We start from the raw sequence: 17,181 nt of genomic DNA on the forward strand, positions 1-17,181 counted from the left end.
ACCGGGCTGCGCGGCCGGCGGCATCGCGGAGGCGCCGCCGAACGAGGGCGCGTCGCTCGCCATGTCGACGAAGCGCGCGAGGTGGCCCTGGAACGACACGGCGATCGTCGCCGTCGGTCCGCCTCGGTGCTTGCCCACGATGATGTCGGCCTCGCCGGGACGGATGTCGGGCGCGTAGGCATCCTCGCGGTGCAGCAGGATCACCATGTCGGCGTCCTGCTCGAGCGATCCCGACTCGCGGAGGTCGGAGACGGCGGGCTTCTTGTCTGCACGCTGCTCGGGGCCGCGGTTCAGCTGCGACAGCGCGATGACCGGCACCTGCAGCTCCTTCGCGAGGAGCTTGAGCGAGCGGGAGAACTCCGAGACCTCCTGCTGGCGCGACTCGACCTTCTTGCCGCTCGTCATGAGCTGCAGGTAGTCGACGACGACCATGCCGAGGCCGATCTGCTGCTTGAGGCGGCGGCACTTCGCGCGGATCTCGACGAGCGTGAGGTTGGGGCTGTCGTCGATGTAGAGCGGCGCGTCGTTGATGCGGCCGCGCACCTGCGCGAGCGTCGTCCAGTCGCGCGACTCGATCGTGCCCTTGCGCATCTTGTGGTGGTGGATGCTCGACTCGGCCGAGAGCAGCTTCATCGCGATCTCGGACTTCGACATCTCGAGCGAGAAGAAGCAGGTCGGCACGTCGTTCTTGATCGCGGCGGCGCGCGAGAAGTCGAGCGCGATCGTCGACTTGCCGAAGCCGGGGCGCGCGGCGACGATGATGAGCTGGCCGGGATGGAAGCCGTTCGTGAGCTCGTCGAGCTGGCGGAAGCCCGTGGGCACGCCCGTCATCTGCCCGTCGAGGCCCTTCGCCGCCTCGATCTCCTCGATCGCCGACACCATCGCGACCGACAGCGGCACGTAGTCCTCGGACTGCTGGCCGCCGTTCACGGCGTAGACCTCGGCCTGCGCGTTGTTCACGAGGTCGACGACCTCGCCCTCGGAGGCGTAGCCCATCTGCACGATGCGCGTGCCCGCCTCGACGAGCCGGCGCAGCACGGCCTTCTCTGCGACGATCGTCGCGTAGTAGCCGGCGTTCGCCGCGGTCGGCACGACCGACGTGAGCGAGTAGAGGTACTCGATGCCGCCGACGCGCGAGAGCTGGCCCGCCTTCGTGAGCTCGTCGGACACGGCGATGACGTCGGCCGGCTCGCCATGCGAGTAGAGCGAGAGGATGGCCTCGTAGACGACCTCGTGCTTCGGCAGGTAGAAGTCGGGGCCCCGCACGACCTCGATGCAGTCGGCGATCGCGTCCTTCGAGAGCATCATGCCGCCGAGCGCGGACTGCTCGGCGAGCACGTCGTGCGGCGGGGTGCGATCGCGTCGGTACTCCTCGGTACCGAGCTCTGCGACGTCGGTCACTGCCCCTCCGCTCCTGCTCGATCGACACGAACCTCGTCACCATAGGAGCCGCGTGCTCGGCCGACCAAGCCGACCCTGTTGACGACACGCGGTGCGCCTGTGGACGAGGTGTGGACAACCATGGGCGGAACCACCCACATCCGGCGGATGCCTGTGGACAACCCTGTGGCGAGTTCTCGGCGAGAGTGCGAATACCACCATCTGACCGGTCGTTTCCATTTCCACAGGTGAGGGGTGGAAATCCACCTTCAGTGCACGTCGAGACTTCTCGTCGCAGCGTGGGTGGGGATGAGGGATGTGGACAGCAGGGTCCAGATCCACGTCGCGGCCTGCTCGGGAGCGGGTCGCGGGCGCATGTGCAGCCACTGGCCGACGACCGCGATCGCTGCACCCGACACCGCGGCGACCTCGAGGTCGACGGGCACGTCGGTCGTCGGCACCGAGCCGGTGCCGCGCGCACGCTCGACGCCCTCGCGCACGATGGCGTCGATGCGGTCGCGCATGCGCGCCGTCGCGAGCGCCGAGCCATGCGGGCCGAGCACGCGGCGGAAGAGCGACGCGTTGGCGCTCGCGTGCTCGAGGAACGTCTCGAGGGTGCGCAGGATCTGCTCCTCGTCGGGCAGGTCGGCGGCGCCACGAGCGAGCTCGGTCGCCCGCGAGCGCTCGGCGGCGTCGTCGACGGCGGCGTCGATCGCGTCGGCGAGCAGCGTCTCCTTGTCGGCGTAGTGCTGGTAGAAGCTCGAGCGGTGCACGCCGGCGCGCGCGGCGATGTCGGCGACCGAGATCGCATCGAGCGGCTGCTCGCGAGCGAGCGCGAGCAGCGCCTGCTGCAGGCTGCCGCGCGTGCGCGCGATCCGCGGATCCATCCTTCGAGGATGCCATGGGAATCCGACAGGTGTCGATTCTCCGACAACTGTCGGTTAGCATCGACTCGGCCCGACGTCGTGCCGACCGCTCCCGCCTCGCCGTCGAAAGGCATCCATGGCTCTCCTCCTCGCCCGCCTGGGGCGCTTCGCCGCACGCCGCGCCTGGGTCGTGATCGTCGCGTGGCTCGTGCTGCTCGGCGGCGGCGTCGCCGCCTTCCTCGCGTTCGGCGGCACGCTCGCCACGAACGTCACGATCCCCGGCACGCAGACGCAGCAGGTGGGCGACGAGATCGCCGACGAGCTCGGCGGCCAGAGCACCGGCACCGCGAACGTCGTCTTCTCGACCGACGACGGCTCCGCGTTCACCGACGAGCAGCGCGCGGACATCGCCGACCTGCTCGAGCGGATCGGCGAGACCGACTCGGTGGAGGCGACCGTCGACCCCTTCACGACCGAGCAGCAGCGCGCCGATCAGGAGTCGCAGCTCGAGGCGTCCGCCGCGCAGCTCGCGTCGAGCCAGGCGGAGCTGGATGCGGGCCAGCAGCAGCTCGACGCCGGCCAGGCCGAGCTCGACGCGAGCCGTGAGCAGCTCGACGCGGCGCTCGCGCAGGCGGCGGGCACGCCGCTCGAGGCACAGCTGCAGGGGCAGCTGGCGCAGCTCGAGGCCGGGCAGCAGCAGCTCGACGACCAGCAGGCGCAGCTCGACGACGGCCAGGCGCAGCTCGACGCCGGGCAGACGCAGCTCGAGGCCGGCGAGACGCTGCTGCAGGCGGCGGACGCGCTGCAGTTCGTCTCGAGCGACGACAGCGCCGCCATCGCCGTCATCCAGTTCACGACGAGCGCCTACGAGGTGCCGGCCGAGGACAAGACGGCCATCGTCGAGGCCATCGAGGGTGCGGACATCCCCGGCGTCACCGTCGACGCCTCGGCGGAGCTGACGAACAACGTCAACGACCTCGTCGGCCCTGCGGAGATCATCGGCGTCGTCGTCGCGGCGATCGTGCTCCTCGTCATGCTGCGGGCGCTGCTGCCCGCGATGCTGCCGATCGTCGCGTCGCTCATCGGCATCGGCGTCGGCGTCACGACGGCGCTCGCGCTCTCGAGCGTCGTCGAGATGACGTCGATCACGCCCGTCCTCGGCGTGATGCTGGGCCTCGCGGTCGGCATCGACTACACGCTCTTCATCGTCAACCGCCATCGGACGCAGCTGCGGCGCGGCCTCGAGGTGCGCGAGTCGATCGCCCTCGCGAACGGCACCTCGGGCACGGCGGTGCTCTTCGCCGGCTCGACGGTCGTCATCGCGCTGCTCGCGCTCAACGTCACCGGCATCGGCTTCCTCGGCGTGATGGGGTCCGTCGGCGCATGGTGCGTCGCCGTCGCCGTGATGATCGCCGTCTCGCTCACGCCCGCCGCGCTCTCGCTGATGGGGATGCGGGTGCTGACGCGGAAGGAGCGGCGCACGGTGCAGTCCGCGCCGGCCGAGGTCGCGCATCCGACGCCCATGCGCTCGGGGGTCGCCGTGCTGCGCGTCGTGCTCGCGGTCGCCGCGCTCGCCGTCATCGCCATCCCTGCGCTGTCGATGCGACTCGGCCTGCCCGACGGCTCGGCCGAGCCGCAGGACTCGACGCAGTACGCCGCGTACCAGACGACCGCGCGCGAGTTCGGCGAGGGCCTCAATGGCCCGCTCGTCGTGTCCGCGAGGCTCGATGCGCCGATGGCCGACGACGAGGTCGTGACGACCGAGGCGGCGATCGTCGAGCAGCTCATGGGCGTCGACGACGTCGAGGGCGTCGCACCGGTCGGCGTCGGCGAGGACGACGACTTCATCGTCTTCCAGCTCGTGCCCGCCGAGGGTCCCGCGAGCGTCTCGACCGAGCGGCTCGTCCACGAGCTGCGCGACCTCCAGCCGATCGACGGCGTCGCGTCGTACGGCGTCGCGGGCACCGCGAGCGGCAACATCGACCTGTCGGAGACGATCGGCGATGCGCTGCCTGCCTACGTCGCGATCGTCATCGGGCTGTCGTTCCTCATCCTGCTCGTCGTCTTCCGATCGATCCTCGTGCCGCTCATCGCGACGGCCGGCTTCGCGCTGTCGCTGTTCGCCGCGCTCGGCGCCGTCACCGCGGTCTACCAGTGGGGCTGGCTCGGCGAGGTCTTCGGCGTCCACGACCCGGGTCCCGTGCTGAGCTTCGCACCCGTCGTCGTCACCGGCGTGCTCTTCGGCCTCGCGATGGACTACCAGCTCTTCCTCGTCTCGGGCATGCGCGAGGCGTTCGTGCACGGCTCGCGCGCGAAGGAGGCGGTCGTCGTCGGGCTGCGGAACGGCGCGCCGGTCGTCACGGCGGCGGCGATCATCATGATCAGCGTCTTCGGCGGCTTCGTCTTCTCGCACATGGCGATGGTGCGGCCGTTCGGGTTCGGCCTGGCGATCGGCGTGCTGTTCGACGCGTTCGTCGTGCGCATGCTGCTCATCCCCGCCGCGATGCACCTGCTGGGCCGCTCGGCGTGGTGGATCCCGCGCTGGCTCGACCGCATCCTGCCGAACGTCGACGTCGAGGGCTCGAGCCTCGAGCGCGACGCCGGTCGCACGCCGCATCCGACGACGGCGGAGCTCGCCGCCGCCGAGGTGTGCTCGGCGCCGACCAAGGACTGACGCACGCGCGAAGGGCCCCGACCTGATGGTCGGGGCCCTTCGTGGCATTCGCCGTCCTCGATGCTCGAGCCGCGAGCGCTGCGAGCCTCGAGAGGCCCCCACGAGTCGGTGGGCTCCCTTCGAGGCTCGCTCCGCTCGCACCTCACGGAGCGGTCGAGGGGATCGCACCGCGCGCCCCTCGACCAGCTGGTGGGTGGACGCCCGGCGGGCGCAGCGAGCCTCGAGAGGCCCCACGAGTCGGCGGGCTTCCTTCGAGGCTCGCTCCGCTCGCACCTCACGGAGCGGTCGAGGGGATCGCACCGCCGCGCGGCCCGCGGGCGGACGCGGGATCAGCGCGCGAGGAGTCGCTCGATCGCCTCGACGACGCCGTGCTCGACGTTGGAGCCGGCGCGGTGCCGGGCGCGCTGGGCGACGGTGGGATGCGCGTTGGCCATCGCGAACGAGTGCTCGGCGGCGTCGAGCATCTGCAGGTCGTTGAGGAAGTCGCCGAACACGGCGGTCTGCGCGGGCGTGACGCCGAGGCGCCGCTGCAGCGCGCGCACCGCGACGCCCTTGTCGACGTCGTGGGACATGACGTCGACCCAGCGGTCGCTGGAGACGACGATCTGGTGCGTCGCCTGGAAGGCCGAGAGCCCCGCGGCCACCGCGGCGGGGTCGTGGAAGTCGAGCACCGCGAGCTTCAGCACCTCGTCGTCGTGCGCGAGCAGGTCGTCGACGACCGCGATGTCGGCGAAGTACTCGCCCGCCTCCGCGAGGAAGCGCTCGTCGCCGCGCTCGACGGCCGCGCCGTGCCGGCCGCAGAGCACGACGCCGAGGTCGGCGCCGTCGGCGGCGAGCTGCCGCAGCGTGCGCACGATCGCCGCGACCCCGTCGCGCTCGAGGGTCACCGACGAGAGCACCTCGCCGTCCTGCACGACGATCGAGCCGTTGTCGGCGATGACGCACATGCCGTCGATCGCCCGCTCGAACAATCGGTGCAGGGCCGCGTACTGCCTGCCGCTCGCGGGTGCGAAGACGATGCCGCGCTCGCGCAGCCGCTCGAGCTGCCCCCACAGCCGCTCGGGCACCGCGCCGCGCTCGTCGAGCAGCGTGCCGTCCATGTCGCTCACGATGAGGCGGATGTCGGCGTCGTCGAAGGGGTGCGCGATGGCGTGGGCGTCGGTCGTCGTCATGCGGATGCGGCTCCTGGCTGCGGTCGATGGGCCGGGATGGCCCGAGGTGCGCGTGCTCCGTCGCAGCGGCGTGGTCTGGCATCCATCGTCCCATGCGACGCCGCGCGGGGCACGGTCGGCGGCGCGGATGGGATGCTGTCGGCATGGCACGGGACAGCGGCACGACGGCGCTCGAGGGCGTGCGCGCGCTCGCCTCGGCGCTCGCGCCCGGCGAGCTGCTGCCCTCCGAGCGCTCGCTCGCCGCTCGGCTCGGCGTCGCGCGCATGACGGTGCGGGCCGCGATCGACGTGCTCGAGCGCGAGGGGCTCGTGCGCACGCGGCGCGGCGTCGGCTCCGAGCGGCTCGCGCCGCCCGTCGCGCTGCAGGTGCGGCTGCGCTCGTTCGCGAGCGCCGTGCGCGAGCACGGCATGCGCCCCGAGACGCGCGTGCTGTCGTACGCGCGCAGCACCGAGCGACCGGCGGAGGTCTCGGCGCACCTGGGCCTCGACGACGACGCCGAGACCGTGCATCTGCGCCGCCTGCGACTCGGCGACGACCGTCCACTCGCGCTCGAGGACGCGTGGCTGCCGGTCGCGCTCGTGCCGCAGCTCGACCGGCACGCTGCCGAGGGCAGTCTCTACGAGCTCCTCGAACGGCTCGACCTGCTGCCGACGGAGGGCGTGGAGGTCGTGACGGCGGCGCTGCCGAGCCCCGAGGAGGTCGAGGTGCTCGAGATCGCGCCGACGTATCCCGTGCTGCGGCTGTCGCGCACCGCGGTGTCTGACGGCGTGCCCATCGAGTACTCGCGTGCGACGTTCCCCGCCGATCGCTACCAGCTGACGTTCCCGCTCGCCGAGCGGCTCACGCTGCCGCTCGGCTGACGCACGCTGCATCGCAGCACCTGGACCGCGTCGCATCGTGGTCTAGACCAGTGGGGGGTTCCCGGGTAGAGTCCCTGCAATCCCTCTCCCCCTCCCATGGAGTCGCACCATGAAGTTCTTCCAGAGGCTCGGCAAGTCGCTCATGCTGCCCGTCGCCGTCCTGCCCGTCGCGGCGATCCTCTCCGGCATCGGGTACTGGATCCAGAACACCGCGGGCGAGAACGTCGTCCAGGCGTTCTTCACCGCCGCGGGCGGCGCCCTGCTCGACAACCTCCCGCTGCTCTTCGCGATCGGCGTCGCGATCGGCATGGCGTCGAAGCCCGACGGCACCGCGGCGCTCGCCGGCCTCGTGTCGTACCTCGTCGTCACGCGGCTGCTGAGCCCCGACACCGTCGCCATGTTCCAGGGCGTCGCGGCCGAGGACGTCGACCTCGGCTTCACGCGCATCCAGAACGCCTTCGTCGGCATCCTCTGCGGCCTCATCGGCGCGCTCTGCTACGACAGGTTCAAGGACGTGCAGCTCCCGGCCGCGCTCTCGTTCTTCTCGGGCAAGCGGTCGGTCGCCATCGTCACGGCGGGCGCGTCGCTCGTCGTCGCCGTCGTGCTGTACTTCGTGTGGCCCGTGCTCTTCGGCGGCCTCGTCGCCCTCGGCGAGTGGATGGTGGGGCTCGGCCCCGTCGGCGCCGGCCTCTACGGCTTCTTCAACCGCCTGCTCATCCCCCTCGGCCTGCACCACGCGCTCAACGCCGTGTTCTGGTTCGACGTCGCCGGCATCAACGACCTCGGCAACTTCCTGAACGACACCGGCACGTACGGCGTCACCGGCCAGTACATGACGGGCTTCTTCCCCATCATGATGTTCGGCCTGCCGGGCGCGGCCCTCGCGATGTACCTCACGGCCAAGACCACGCGCCGCAAGGTGACGGCCGGCATCCTGCTGTCGGGCGCGTTCGCGTCGTTCTTCGTCGGCGTCACCGAGCCGCTCGAGTTCGCCTTCATGTTCCTCGCGCCGTGGCTGTACGTCGTGCACGCGATCTTCACGGGCATCTCGCTCGCCGTGAGCGCCATCCTGCCGGTGCGCATGGGCTTCGGCTTCTCCGGCGGCTTCATCGACCTCGTGCTCGGCTGGGTGAACCCGCTCGCGCAGAACCCGTGGATGATCTTCGTCATGGGCGCCGCGTGGTTCGGCATCTACTTCGCGGTCTTCTACGTCCTCATCAAGCGCTTCGACCTCAAGACCCCCGGCCGCGAGGACGAGGAGACCGAGGACCTCGGCGGTGCGACGGGATCCACGAGGTTCACCGCGCAGGCCGCCGCGATCCTCGCCGGCCTCGGCGGCAAGGACAACGTGCTCGAGCTCGACAACTGCGCCACGCGGCTGCGGATGGAGATCGCGGACGTGTCGAAGGTCGACGACGTCGCCATCCGCCGCGCGGGCGCCGCGGGGGTCATGAAGCCCGGTGGCCGCTCGGTGCAGGTGATCTACGGCCTCGAGGTGCAGTTCGTGAAGGATGCGATGGAGGACCTCATCGCCGGCCGCGTCGCACCCCCGTCGCCGGCGGAGGTGGAGGCCGTCGAGGCGTCCGCCGCTCCCACCGTCGGCGGCGTCGCTACGGCGACCGTCATCACGGTGCGCCAGCCGGTCGAAGGGCGCGTGGTGCCGCTGTCCCAGGTGCCGGACGCGACCTTCGCCCAGGGCATCATGGGCCCCGGCCTCGCGATCGAGCCCACCGGATCCGTCGTCGTCGCCCCGGCCGACGGCACCGTCGCGCACGTCTTCCCCACCGGCCACGCCGTCGCGATGGTGCTCGGCGACGGCACCGAGCTGCTCGTGCACGTCGGCATCGACACCGTCGAGATGCAGGGGCAGGGCTTCACGACCCTCGTCGAGGTCGGCGACGCCGTCACCGAGGGCACGCCGCTCATCGAGTTCGACCCGGAGGCCATCCGCGCCGCCGGACATCCGACCGTGACGCCCGTGATCCTGCTGAACGGCGGCGACGCGGAGCTGCGACTGCGGTAGCCGACGCGCGCGGAGGCCCCGCCCACCCGACCCGAAGAGGAAGAGAGCAGAGCATGGGCTCGACCATCACCCGAATCGATCGGAGGCGGGGCCTTCGCGCAGCCGTCGCCGTGCCCCTCGTCGCGGCGACCGCGATCGCGCTCGTCGGCTGCACCGATCCCGGCGGCAGCGAGCCGGCGGCCGGCGACGATCCCACCGTCGAGGAGCTGTTCGACGCCGTCGACAACGCCTCGCCCACGTCGGAGCGCGTGGACGCGCTCACCGACATCGCCATGCACTACTACTGGAACGGCGGCGACCTCACGGAGGTCGAGGAGGAGTTCTTCCAGGGCGTCACCCTGCACGGCGACTACGACGTCGTGGCCTCGGCGATGCGCCAAGCCGTCGAGATCGACCCGTACGACCTCGACCTGCGATACGGGCTCGCGTCGGCGCAGCTGCTGCAGGACGACGTCGAGGCGTCGCTCGCGACGCTCGACGGCATCCTCGCGATCGATCCGGATGCGTACGACGCGCACCTGCGCGCTGCCGCGTACAGCCGTGCGTCGGGCGACGACGCAGGCGCGGCCGAGCACGTCGCCGAGATGCAGCGCATCGACCCCGAGCGCGCGGCCGACGACGTCGCGGCGCTCGACGCGGCCGCTGCGGCATCCTCGCTCGTCCTGAACGAGGAGGTGCCGTCGGACCTCCCCGACGAGGGTCACGCGTTCGTCGTGCTCGGCTACGCCCTCGCCGACGACGGCTCGATGGAGCCCACGCTCGTCGACCGGCTCGAGGTCGCGCTCGACGCGGCCGAGCAGCACCCGGACTCGATGCTCATCGTCTCCGGCGGCGTGCCGCGGGAGGGGGTCACGGAGGCGAGCGCCATGACCGAGTGGCTCGTCGAGCAGGGCGTCGACGAGGACCGCATCGTGCAGGAGGCCCTCGCGACCGACACGGTCGAGAACGCCCTCTTCTCGCTGCGGCTCGCGGCCGATCACGACGTCGAGGCGGTCACCGTGATCTCGAGCGCGTCGCACATGCGCCGCGCGATCACGATCTTCGACGAGGTCGCGGACTCGCTCGGCGACTCCATGGGGCTCGAGGTCACCGGCGACGACCTGACGAACGTCGTCGCGATGGACTACGACTCCGCCGAGGAGGCGGCCGAGGTCACGCCGCAGGAGCAGCTGGTCATCTACCGCGACCTGCTGCGCGCATCCGGCGTCTGGGCCTTCCCCGGCCTGCAGCGCTGAGCCGAGGGGCGGGCCGGCGGCATCCGCGGTCCGCCCCAGCCACCCCTGGACGGAGACGCCCCCGAGTGCCACGCTTCGTCCCATGAGCGCAGCCGACGTCGACGCGTACATCGCGACCTTCCCCCCGGAGATCGCCGAGCGACTCACGCTCGTGCGCGAGGCGCTGCTGCGCGCGGTGCCCGATGGCGAGGAGGTCGTGCGCTACGACATGGCCGCCGTCATGCTCGGCGGTCGCTACGCCATCCACTACGCGGGCTGGCGGAGGCACGTCGGGCTCTACCCCGTGCCGACGCTCGACGACGACCTCGAGGCGGAGGTCGCGCCGCTGCGCTCGGGCAAGGACTCCGTGCAGCTGATGCACGCGCAGGAGCTGCCCGTCGACCTCGTCGAGCGCATCGCGAGGGCGATCGTGGCCAGACGAGCGACGGAGTCGTAGGGGTCGACTCCCATCCAACCGGTCGAGGAGCGCGCGAGCCGCCAGGCGAGCACGCGTCACGGGATCACGCGGCCGGCACTCCCACGCGGCCACGCGGCCACGCGCATGGTCGCGCCGAGCGAGCACGTCACGGGGTCTCGTGACGGCTCCTCGCTGCGCTCGGGGCCTCCTCGAGCCCCATCCCTCCACCGCTCCTTGAGGTGCGAGCGAAGCGAGCCTCGAAAGGAGCACCACCCGCCTCGATGAGCTCGCTTCGAGGCTCGCTGCGCTCGCGCCTCACCGAGCGGGCGTGACGCCGAGATCCCTCCCGCTACGCGTCGACCAGCTCGCGCCTCCGCGCCGCGCGGCGGGCCACGACCTTGCTGCGCACCGTGACCGCGAGCACGATCGCCAGCACCGCGTAGAGCACGATCGGGATCGGGCCGGCGACGAGCGTCGAGAAGTCGCCGTCGGCGCTGAGCGCCGCGTCGCGCAGGCTCGTCTCCGCGAGCGGGCCGAGCACCATGCCGATGATGAGCGGCGCGAGCGGCACGTCGAGGGCTCGCATGAGGAACCCGACGATGCCGATGCCCAGCAGCATGAGCAGCGAGAAGACCGAGCCGCTCGTCGCGTAGATGCCGAGCCCGCAGAACACCGCGATGCCCGCGTAGAGGTACGCGCGCGGGATGCGCAGCAGCCTCGCCCAGACCATCGCGAACGGCAGGTTGATGATGAGCAGCACGACCATGGCGATGAAGAACGACGCGAGCAGCGCCCACACCAGGTCGGGCGAGCGGTCGAACAGCAGCGGCCCCGGCTGCAGTCCGTACTGGCGGAACGCCGCGAGCATGATCGCTGCCGTGGCCGAGACCGGCAGGCCGAGCGCGAGCAGCGCGCCCATCGCCATGCCCGTCGTCGAGTTTCCGGCAGCCTCCGGCGCCGCGAGGCCGCGGATGGCGCCCTTGCCGAACTGCGGGTCCGTGCGCCTGGCATCCAGTCGCTTCTCCAGGCCGTAGGCGAGGAACGTGGGGATCTCGGAGCCGCCCGCCGGCACGACGCCGAACGGCAGGCCGATGACCGTGCCGCGCATCCACGCGGGCGCCGCCTCGCGCAGCTCGCGCCGCGACAGCCACGGGCGGCCCTTGGGCTGCACGATCTGGCCGTCCTTCAGGTGGCGAGCCAGGCACGCGACGTAGATGACCTCGCCGAGCGCGAGGATCGCGACGGTCACCGTGACGAGCGAGATGCCGTCGAACAGCTCGGGCACGCCCATCGTGAAGCGCGGAGCGCCGGAGATGCCGTCGACGCCGACGACCGCGATGCCGAGCCCGAGGCAGAGGGAGCCGAGGCCCTTGAGCGCGTCGTCGGTGACGACCGACGACGTCGTGACGAACGCGAACAGCGCGAGCGCGAAGAACTCGGCCGGGCCGAAGCTCGTCGAGAAGGCCGCGAGCGCCGGCGCGAGGAAGACGACGAGGATCGAGGCGACCATGCCGCCGACGAACGCACCGATCGCCGCGGTCGCGAGCGCCTGCGCCGCTCGACCGTGCAGCGCCATCTTGTGGCCCTCGAACGTCGACGCGATCGCCGAGGCCTGGCCCGGCGTGTTCATGAGGATGCCCATGGTGGAGTCGCCGAAGAGGCCGCCGAAGTAGACGCCGGCGAACATGATGAACGCCGCCGTCGGGTCGAGCGAGAACGTCACGGGCAGCAGCAGCGCGACCGCCATCGACGATCCGAGGCCGGGCAGCACGCCGACGGCGGTGCCGAGGAGGCAGCCGACGACGACCCACAGCAGGTTGGCGGGCGTCAGCGCGCCGGCGAATCCCTCGCCGAGGAGACCGAGCACGTCCATGTCAGAACCCCCATCCGACGATGCCCGAGGGCAGCGACAGCTCGAGCACCATGTCGAAGGCGATGTAGCTGATCGAGCTCACGGTGAGCCCGACGACGAGCGGTCGCACCCAGCCCGTCGCGCCCAGCCCCTTCGCGACGCCGAGGAAGAGCAGGCCGGCGCCGACGATCCAGCCGAGCACCTGCAGCAGCAGCGCGAACGCGGCGAAGGACAGCACGACCCAGGCCATGGACCGCCAGTCCACGCGCACGGCGCGCTGCGGCAGCGCGACCTCGGCCTCGTCGACCTCGGTGCCGCTGGCGTCGAGGACCGAGATGGATGCGGTGGTGGGTGCGTCCTCTCGGGCGTCGACGCCGGCTCGGCGCTGCCGGACGAACCGTGCGACGAGCAGCCCTGCGATCAGCAGCAGCGCTGCGGCGATGAGGGCGGGGAAGAACTCGGGCCCGGGGAACGACGCGCCCGCCGGCACCTCCATCGTCACGATGCCGACGATGAGGTACGCGGCTGCGGCGGCGAGCAGCCCCGGTACCGTGAGCTCCTTCGCGACCTCGGCGATGCGACCCCGGTCGGCGCGGAAGGTGAGTCGCTGGCCGACGACGGCCGACGACGACGTGGGATTGCTCTGCGGCATCATCGGCCCAGCTCCTCGTACAGCGCCTGGATGCGCTCTCGTTCGTCGACGAGGAACGCGCCCAGCTCGTCACCGGTGATGATGCGCTCCGTCCAGTGGTACCGCTCCATCGCCTGCGCCCACTCGGGGGTCGCGAGGGTCTCGAGCACGATCTGCTCGAGCTGCGCCGTCTGCTCGGCGTCGAGCCCGCCCGGTGCCGCCACCATGCGCCAGTTGGTAAGCGTCACTTCGTGGCCCTGCTCGACGGCGGTGGGGATGTCGATGCCCTCGACCGGCTCGGCGGCGACGAGCGCGAGCGCCCGCAGACGACCCGCCTCGATCTGGTCGATGTTGTCGGGGTAGCCGCCGGCGGCGGCAGCCGCGGTGCCGTTGAGCAGCGCCTGGATCGCCTCGCCGCCGCCGTCGGAGGGGATGTAGTTCGTGTCGGTGGGGTCGATGCCCGCGGAGACGGCCAGGTCGGTGACGACGAGCTGGTCGAAGGAGCCGCCTCCGGTCCACGGCACGGCACCGGGGCTCTCGGCCCATGCGGTCACGAGGTCGTCGAGCGTCTCGTAGGGGGAGTCGGCCGGCACGACGATGACGTCGTACTCCTCGACCGTCACGGCCAGCGGCGTGATGTCGTCGTGCGTGGTGGCGGAGCCGTACTGGATCTCGGCGGCGAGCAGCCCGGTGCCGCCGACGAGCAGGGTGTCCATCTGGCCGTCGAGTCGTGCGACGTTGCCGAGCGCGATCGTGCCGCCCGCGCCCGGCATGTTCACGACCTGCACGGAGTTGACGATGGCGTTGCCGCGCTGGGCCTGCTGCATCGCGCGCGCGACGCCGTCCCAGCCACCGCCGGCCGCGGCGGGCGCGACGATCGTGATGGAGGTCGTCGGGTCGCCGCCGGCGGCGGCCGACGTCACCGACCCGTAGGCGGCGACGCCGATGGATGCCGCGGCGACGGCTGCGCCGACGACGCGGGCGAGGCTGCGGCGGCCGCGCGGCGCGGCGGCCGCCTGGCTCGCTGGCTGGTCTGTCATGGCTCGCTCCCTCCTGCGCACGTCCTCGTGGCGCAGGTCGAGAAGTACGATGGCAGCCGCCGACCGGCCGAGCAGCCCGTGTCGGAGTTGTGCTCATTGACGCTCACGGCGTCGCTAGCGAAGGGGTGCGTCACGGTGACGAGGCCGCGCGTCGCCCGCCTGGGCCGCATCGCCGTGCTCGCGCTGCCGAGCGTCATCGTGCTGGGGGCCACGGGCATCACGACCGGCGTCGCGGCGGCGGTGCAGGAGCAGAGCATCCGCGCCTCCGTCGTCGACCAGGTCTCGGGCGTCGCCTCGAGCCTCGCCGACCTCCCCGAGGTGCGGGATGCCGTCGCCGCGGTCGTCGACGCGGGACGCCCGGGAGCGCTCGCCGACGCCGACGACCTCGCCGTCGCCACGGCGGCGCTGCAGCCCATCGCGACGCTCGTCGAGCGAGCGTCGGGCGTCTCGTACGTGGTCGTCACCGACGACGAGGGCGTGCGCATCACGCATCCCGACCCTGCCGAGCGCGGCGAGCTCGTCGAGACGACGATCGAGCCGGTGCTCGAGGGCGAGGAGTTCGTCGGCACCGAGACGGGACCCTCCGGCCCCACCCTCCGCGCGAAGGTGCCGATCGTCGACGCCGACGGCGAGGTCATCGGCGTCGTCGCGGTCGGCGTGCTCGAGGCGACGATCGCCGCCGATCGCGAGCGAGCGCTCGGCGAGCTGCTGCCGTGGAGCATGGGCGCGCTCGTCGCGGCGACCCTCGCGAGCGTGCTGCTGTCGATCGCGATCGCGCGCAGGCTGCGACGCGCCGACGCCATCGCGGCGGAGAGCACGCAGATGCGCCGCACCACGGATGCCCTGCGCGAGCAGGCGCACGAGTTCGGCACGCGGCTGCACGTCGTGCGCGGACTCGTCGCGCAGGGCGACGGCGAGGATGCGATGGCGTACATCGACGCGGTCGCGCCGGGCCTCACGAGCGGCGTCGGTGCTGGTGCGCCGCGCAAGGGCGCGGTCGCGACGGCGACGATCGAGGCGGTGCGCGCCGAGCTCGACGCGCACGGTGCCGCCCTCGAGCTGCGCGTCGCCGACGACGTCGTGCTCGACGACGAGGTGCTGCTCGTCGTCGCCAACCTGTGCCGCAACGCCGCGGAGGCGGGCGCGACCGTGGTGCGGTGCACGATCGAGACGCGCGGGCGGATGGTCGCGGTCGCGGTCGACGACGACGGGCGCGGCATCGATCCGGCGGACGCGCACCGCGTGCTCGCTCGCGGCTGGTCCTCGAAGGCCGACGCGACGGGCGTCGGCCGCGGCATCGGCCTCGCCGTCGTGCGCCGCACGGCGTCCGACCGCGGCGGCTCCGTCGTCGTCGGGCGATCGCGGCTCGGCGGAGCGCGCCTCGACGTCGAGATGCGGGCATCGTCGTGACCGCCCCCATCCGCGTGCTCGTCGTCGACGACGACGCCGGCGCCCGCGCGCTCCATGCGCGCTGGGTCGCCGCGACCGAGGGGTTCGAGGTCGTCGGCGCCGCGGCGTCGGGCGGCGCTGCCCTCGCGCACGTCGCGCACGGCGTCGACCTCGTGCTGCTCGACATACGCCTGCCGGACGTGAGCGGCATCGAGGTGCTCCATCGCATGCGCGTCGCGGGCGTCGCGGGCACCGACGTGCTCGTCGTCAGCTCGTCGCGCGACCAGGTGACGGTGCGGCAGGCGCTGGCCGCGCATCCCATCGGCTACCTGCTGAAGCCCTTCGACCGCGAGGTGCTGCAGGAGCGGCTGCGCGCGTACGCCGCCGAGCGCCAGGCGCGCGACGCCGCCTCGCGCGACGTGCCGCTCGCGCAGGGGGAGGTCGACCGGCTGCTCGCGACCGGATCGGTGCGCGTCGTCGGCGCGTCGCGCGACCCCGAGCGCACGCCGCAGCCGCTGCCGAAGGGCGTGAGCGCCACGACCCTCGAGCGGGTCGTCGCCGCGCTCGACCCCGTCGTCGCCCGCTCGATCGACGAGGTCGCGGCCGAGACCGGCACGTCCCGCGCGACGGCCAGGCGCTACCTCGACCACCTCGTCGCGACGGGAGTCATCGACCTCGCGCACCGCTACGGTCGGCGCGGGCGCCCGCAGGTGCTCTACCGCCTGGCGCCGGCGCCCTGACCCGCGGACCTCAGCGCCACCGTCTCGCGCCCGTCGTGCTCGCGATGGCTCGGATCTCGTGACGGCAGCAGCCTTCGGCTGCGGCCTCCTCGACCAGCTGGGGGTGGAAGGCCAGACGAATCCGAACCGGCTCCACCGCCGTCGGTGGAGGACCGTTCCACCCCAGCTGGTCGAGGACCGTTCCATCCAGCCGGTCGAGGACCGTTCCATCCAGCCGGTCCAGGACCGTTCCACCCAGCCGGTCGAGGACCGTTCCACCCAGCCGGTCGAGGACCGTTCCACCCAGCCGGTCGAGGACCGATCCACCCCAGCTGGTCGAGGAGCGCGCGAGCGCAGCGAGCACGCGTCACGAGACCCGCCGAACCCCGAGGACGCCAGCACGTCGAAGCCCTCGCGGCCCCTCGCACGACGACGAGGGCCGCACCCCCTGCGCGGGAGTGCGGCCCTCGGTCGTGGGGTCGCGCCTACTTGGCGGCGACGACCTCGACCGTGATCTGCGCGACGATGTCGTCGCGCAGGCGGGCGGTCGCCTGGTGGCGGCCGACGGCCTTGATCGCGGTCGGGATCTCGATGACGCGCTTGTCGAGCGAGCCGAGGCCCTGCTCGGAGACGGCGTCCGCGATGTCCTGCGTCTGCACGGAGCCGAACAGTCGGCCCTCCTTGCCCGCCTTGACGGTGACGCGGAGCGGATTGGCCTCGAGCTTCAGCTTGAGGTCCTGCGCCTCCTCGATCGTGGCGTGCTCGCGCGCGGCGCGGGCGGCCTTGATCTGCTCGACCTGCTTCTCGCCACCGCGCGTCCACGCGGTCGCGAAGCCCTGCGGCACGAGGTAGTTGCGGGCATACCCGTTCTTCACCTCGACGACGTCGCCGGCGCTGCCGAGGCCCGAGACCTCGTTCGTGAGAATGACCTTCGCCATGTCAG

Annotated in this window: 14 protein-coding genes and 1 pseudogene; 7 read left to right on the plus strand and 8 right to left on the minus strand. The window is 72.2% G+C overall.

Annotated features, from left to right (window positions below):
- Window positions 1-57: 57 nt before the first annotated feature.
- Together dnaB and C1N71_RS14660 are read right to left on the minus strand one after the other, a co-directional pair.
- Window positions 58-1,308 (minus strand): annotated as a pseudogene (gene dnaB / locus C1N71_RS14655) (replicative DNA helicase); the annotation flags it as partial.
- Between the two features lie 341 nt (window positions 1,309-1,649).
- Window positions 1,650-2,267, minus strand: coding sequence for a TetR/AcrR family transcriptional regulator (locus tag C1N71_RS14660; protein WP_137757086.1), 618 nt, complete (start codon window positions 2,265-2,267; stop codon window positions 1,650-1,652).
- A 115-nt stretch (window positions 2,268-2,382) separates the two neighbouring features.
- Between C1N71_RS14660 and C1N71_RS14665 the strand changes: the two genes are divergently transcribed.
- Complete coding sequence (locus C1N71_RS14665; RefSeq protein WP_137757087.1) at window positions 2,383-4,920, plus strand: MMPL family transporter; 2,538 nt, start codon at window positions 2,383-2,385, stop codon at window positions 4,918-4,920.
- Between the two features lie 329 nt (window positions 4,921-5,249).
- Here C1N71_RS14665 and C1N71_RS14670 read toward each other — a convergent pair whose 3' ends face one another.
- Window positions 5,250-6,092 (minus strand): HAD family hydrolase, encoded by an 843-nt coding sequence (locus C1N71_RS14670; RefSeq protein ID WP_137757088.1) that lies wholly within the window; start codon window positions 6,090-6,092, stop codon window positions 5,250-5,252.
- A 143-nt stretch (window positions 6,093-6,235) separates the two neighbouring features.
- Here C1N71_RS14670 and C1N71_RS14675 point away from each other — a divergent pair, with 143 nt between their 5' ends.
- From C1N71_RS14675 to C1N71_RS14690, 4 genes are all read left to right on the plus strand, one after another.
- A complete protein-coding gene (locus C1N71_RS14675; RefSeq protein ID WP_175414259.1) occupies window positions 6,236-6,952 on the plus strand; it encodes a GntR family transcriptional regulator in 717 nt (238 codons plus the stop codon).
- Between the two features lie 109 nt (window positions 6,953-7,061).
- Entirely contained in the window at window positions 7,062-8,975 is a 1,914-nt protein-coding gene (nagE, locus tag C1N71_RS14680) for an N-acetylglucosamine-specific PTS transporter subunit IIBC (protein ID WP_137757090.1), read from the plus strand.
- A 110-nt stretch (window positions 8,976-9,085) separates the two neighbouring features.
- Window positions 9,086-10,210 (plus strand): ElyC/SanA/YdcF family protein, encoded by a 1,125-nt coding sequence (locus C1N71_RS14685; protein WP_137757091.1) that lies wholly within the window; start codon window positions 9,086-9,088, stop codon window positions 10,208-10,210.
- 82 nt (window positions 10,211-10,292) lie between these two features.
- On the plus strand, window positions 10,293-10,646 hold the full coding sequence (locus C1N71_RS14690; RefSeq protein WP_137757092.1) for an iron chaperone: 354 nt from the start codon (window positions 10,293-10,295) through the stop codon (window positions 10,644-10,646).
- A gap of 310 nt (window positions 10,647-10,956) precedes the next feature.
- Here the strand turns inward: C1N71_RS14690 and C1N71_RS14695 are convergent, their stop codons facing one another.
- The 3 genes from C1N71_RS14695 to C1N71_RS14705 are packed head-to-tail and all read right to left on the minus strand — an operon-like array spanning window position 10,957 to window position 14,130.
- Window positions 10,957-12,480: a tripartite tricarboxylate transporter permease gene (locus C1N71_RS14695; RefSeq protein WP_137757093.1), complete on the minus strand. Its 1,524-nt coding sequence runs from the start codon at window positions 12,478-12,480 to the stop codon at window positions 10,957-10,959.
- Window position 12,481: 1 nt separating this feature from the next.
- Window positions 12,482-13,114, minus strand: a complete 633-nt coding sequence (locus C1N71_RS14700; RefSeq protein ID WP_137757094.1) for a tripartite tricarboxylate transporter TctB family protein — start codon at window positions 13,112-13,114, stop codon at window positions 12,482-12,484.
- Complete coding sequence (locus C1N71_RS14705) at window positions 13,111-14,130, minus strand: tripartite tricarboxylate transporter substrate binding protein (protein ID WP_137757095.1); 1,020 nt, start codon at window positions 14,128-14,130, stop codon at window positions 13,111-13,113. The genes C1N71_RS14700 and C1N71_RS14705 overlap by 4 nt, the downstream gene beginning before the upstream one ends.
- A 135-nt stretch (window positions 14,131-14,265) precedes the next feature.
- Between C1N71_RS14705 and C1N71_RS14710 the strand changes: the two genes are divergently transcribed.
- Window positions 14,266-15,540, plus strand: coding sequence for a sensor histidine kinase (locus tag C1N71_RS14710; protein WP_137757096.1), 1,275 nt, complete (start codon window positions 14,266-14,268; stop codon window positions 15,538-15,540).
- Complete coding sequence (locus C1N71_RS14715; protein ID WP_254678033.1) at window positions 15,537-16,259, plus strand: response regulator; 723 nt, start codon at window positions 15,537-15,539, stop codon at window positions 16,257-16,259. The genes C1N71_RS14710 and C1N71_RS14715 overlap by 4 nt, the downstream gene beginning before the upstream one ends.
- Window positions 16,260-16,269: 10 nt before the next feature.
- Here the strand turns inward: C1N71_RS14715 and C1N71_RS15100 are convergent, their stop codons facing one another.
- Both C1N71_RS15100 and rplI read right to left on the minus strand, forming a co-directional pair.
- Window positions 16,270-16,602 (minus strand): hypothetical protein, encoded by a 333-nt coding sequence (locus C1N71_RS15100; protein ID WP_175414260.1) that lies wholly within the window; start codon window positions 16,600-16,602, stop codon window positions 16,270-16,272.
- A gap of 121 nt (window positions 16,603-16,723) precedes the next feature.
- Window positions 16,724-17,176 (minus strand): 50S ribosomal protein L9, encoded by a 453-nt coding sequence (gene rplI, locus C1N71_RS14725; protein WP_137757097.1) that lies wholly within the window; start codon window positions 17,174-17,176, stop codon window positions 16,724-16,726.
- Window positions 17,177-17,181: the final 5 nt, after the last annotated feature.

The organism is Agrococcus sp. SGAir0287, assembly GCF_005484985.1.
Taxonomy (GTDB): domain Bacteria; phylum Actinomycetota; class Actinomycetes; order Actinomycetales; family Microbacteriaceae; genus Agrococcus.

Bases quoted from the DNA above. Each gene is read 5' to 3' on its own strand.
- C1N71_RS14660 (WP_137757086.1), bottom strand. From the start codon at position 2,267: ATGGATCCGCGGATCGCGCGCACGCGCGGCAGCCTGCAGCAGGCGCTG.
- C1N71_RS14665 (WP_137757087.1), top strand. From the start codon at position 2,383: ATGGCTCTCCTCCTCGCCCGCCTGGGGCGCTTCGCCGCACGCCGCGCC.
- C1N71_RS14670 (WP_137757088.1), bottom strand. From the start codon at position 6,092: ATGACGACGACCGACGCCCACGCCATCGCGCACCCCTTCGACGACGCC.
- C1N71_RS14675 (WP_175414259.1), top strand. From the start codon at position 6,236: ATGGCACGGGACAGCGGCACGACGGCGCTCGAGGGCGTGCGCGCGCTC.
- nagE (WP_137757090.1), top strand. From the start codon at position 7,062: ATGAAGTTCTTCCAGAGGCTCGGCAAGTCGCTCATGCTGCCCGTCGCC.
- C1N71_RS14690 (WP_137757092.1), top strand. From the start codon at position 10,293: ATGAGCGCAGCCGACGTCGACGCGTACATCGCGACCTTCCCCCCGGAG.
- C1N71_RS14695 (WP_137757093.1), bottom strand. From the start codon at position 12,480: ATGGACGTGCTCGGTCTCCTCGGCGAGGGATTCGCCGGCGCGCTGACG.
- C1N71_RS14700 (WP_137757094.1), bottom strand. From the start codon at position 13,114: ATGATGCCGCAGAGCAATCCCACGTCGTCGTCGGCCGTCGTCGGCCAG.
- C1N71_RS14705 (WP_137757095.1), bottom strand. From the start codon at position 14,130: ATGACAGACCAGCCAGCGAGCCAGGCGGCCGCCGCGCCGCGCGGCCGC.
- rplI (WP_137757097.1), bottom strand. From the start codon at position 17,176: ATGGCGAAGGTCATTCTCACGAACGAGGTCTCGGGCCTCGGCAGCGCC.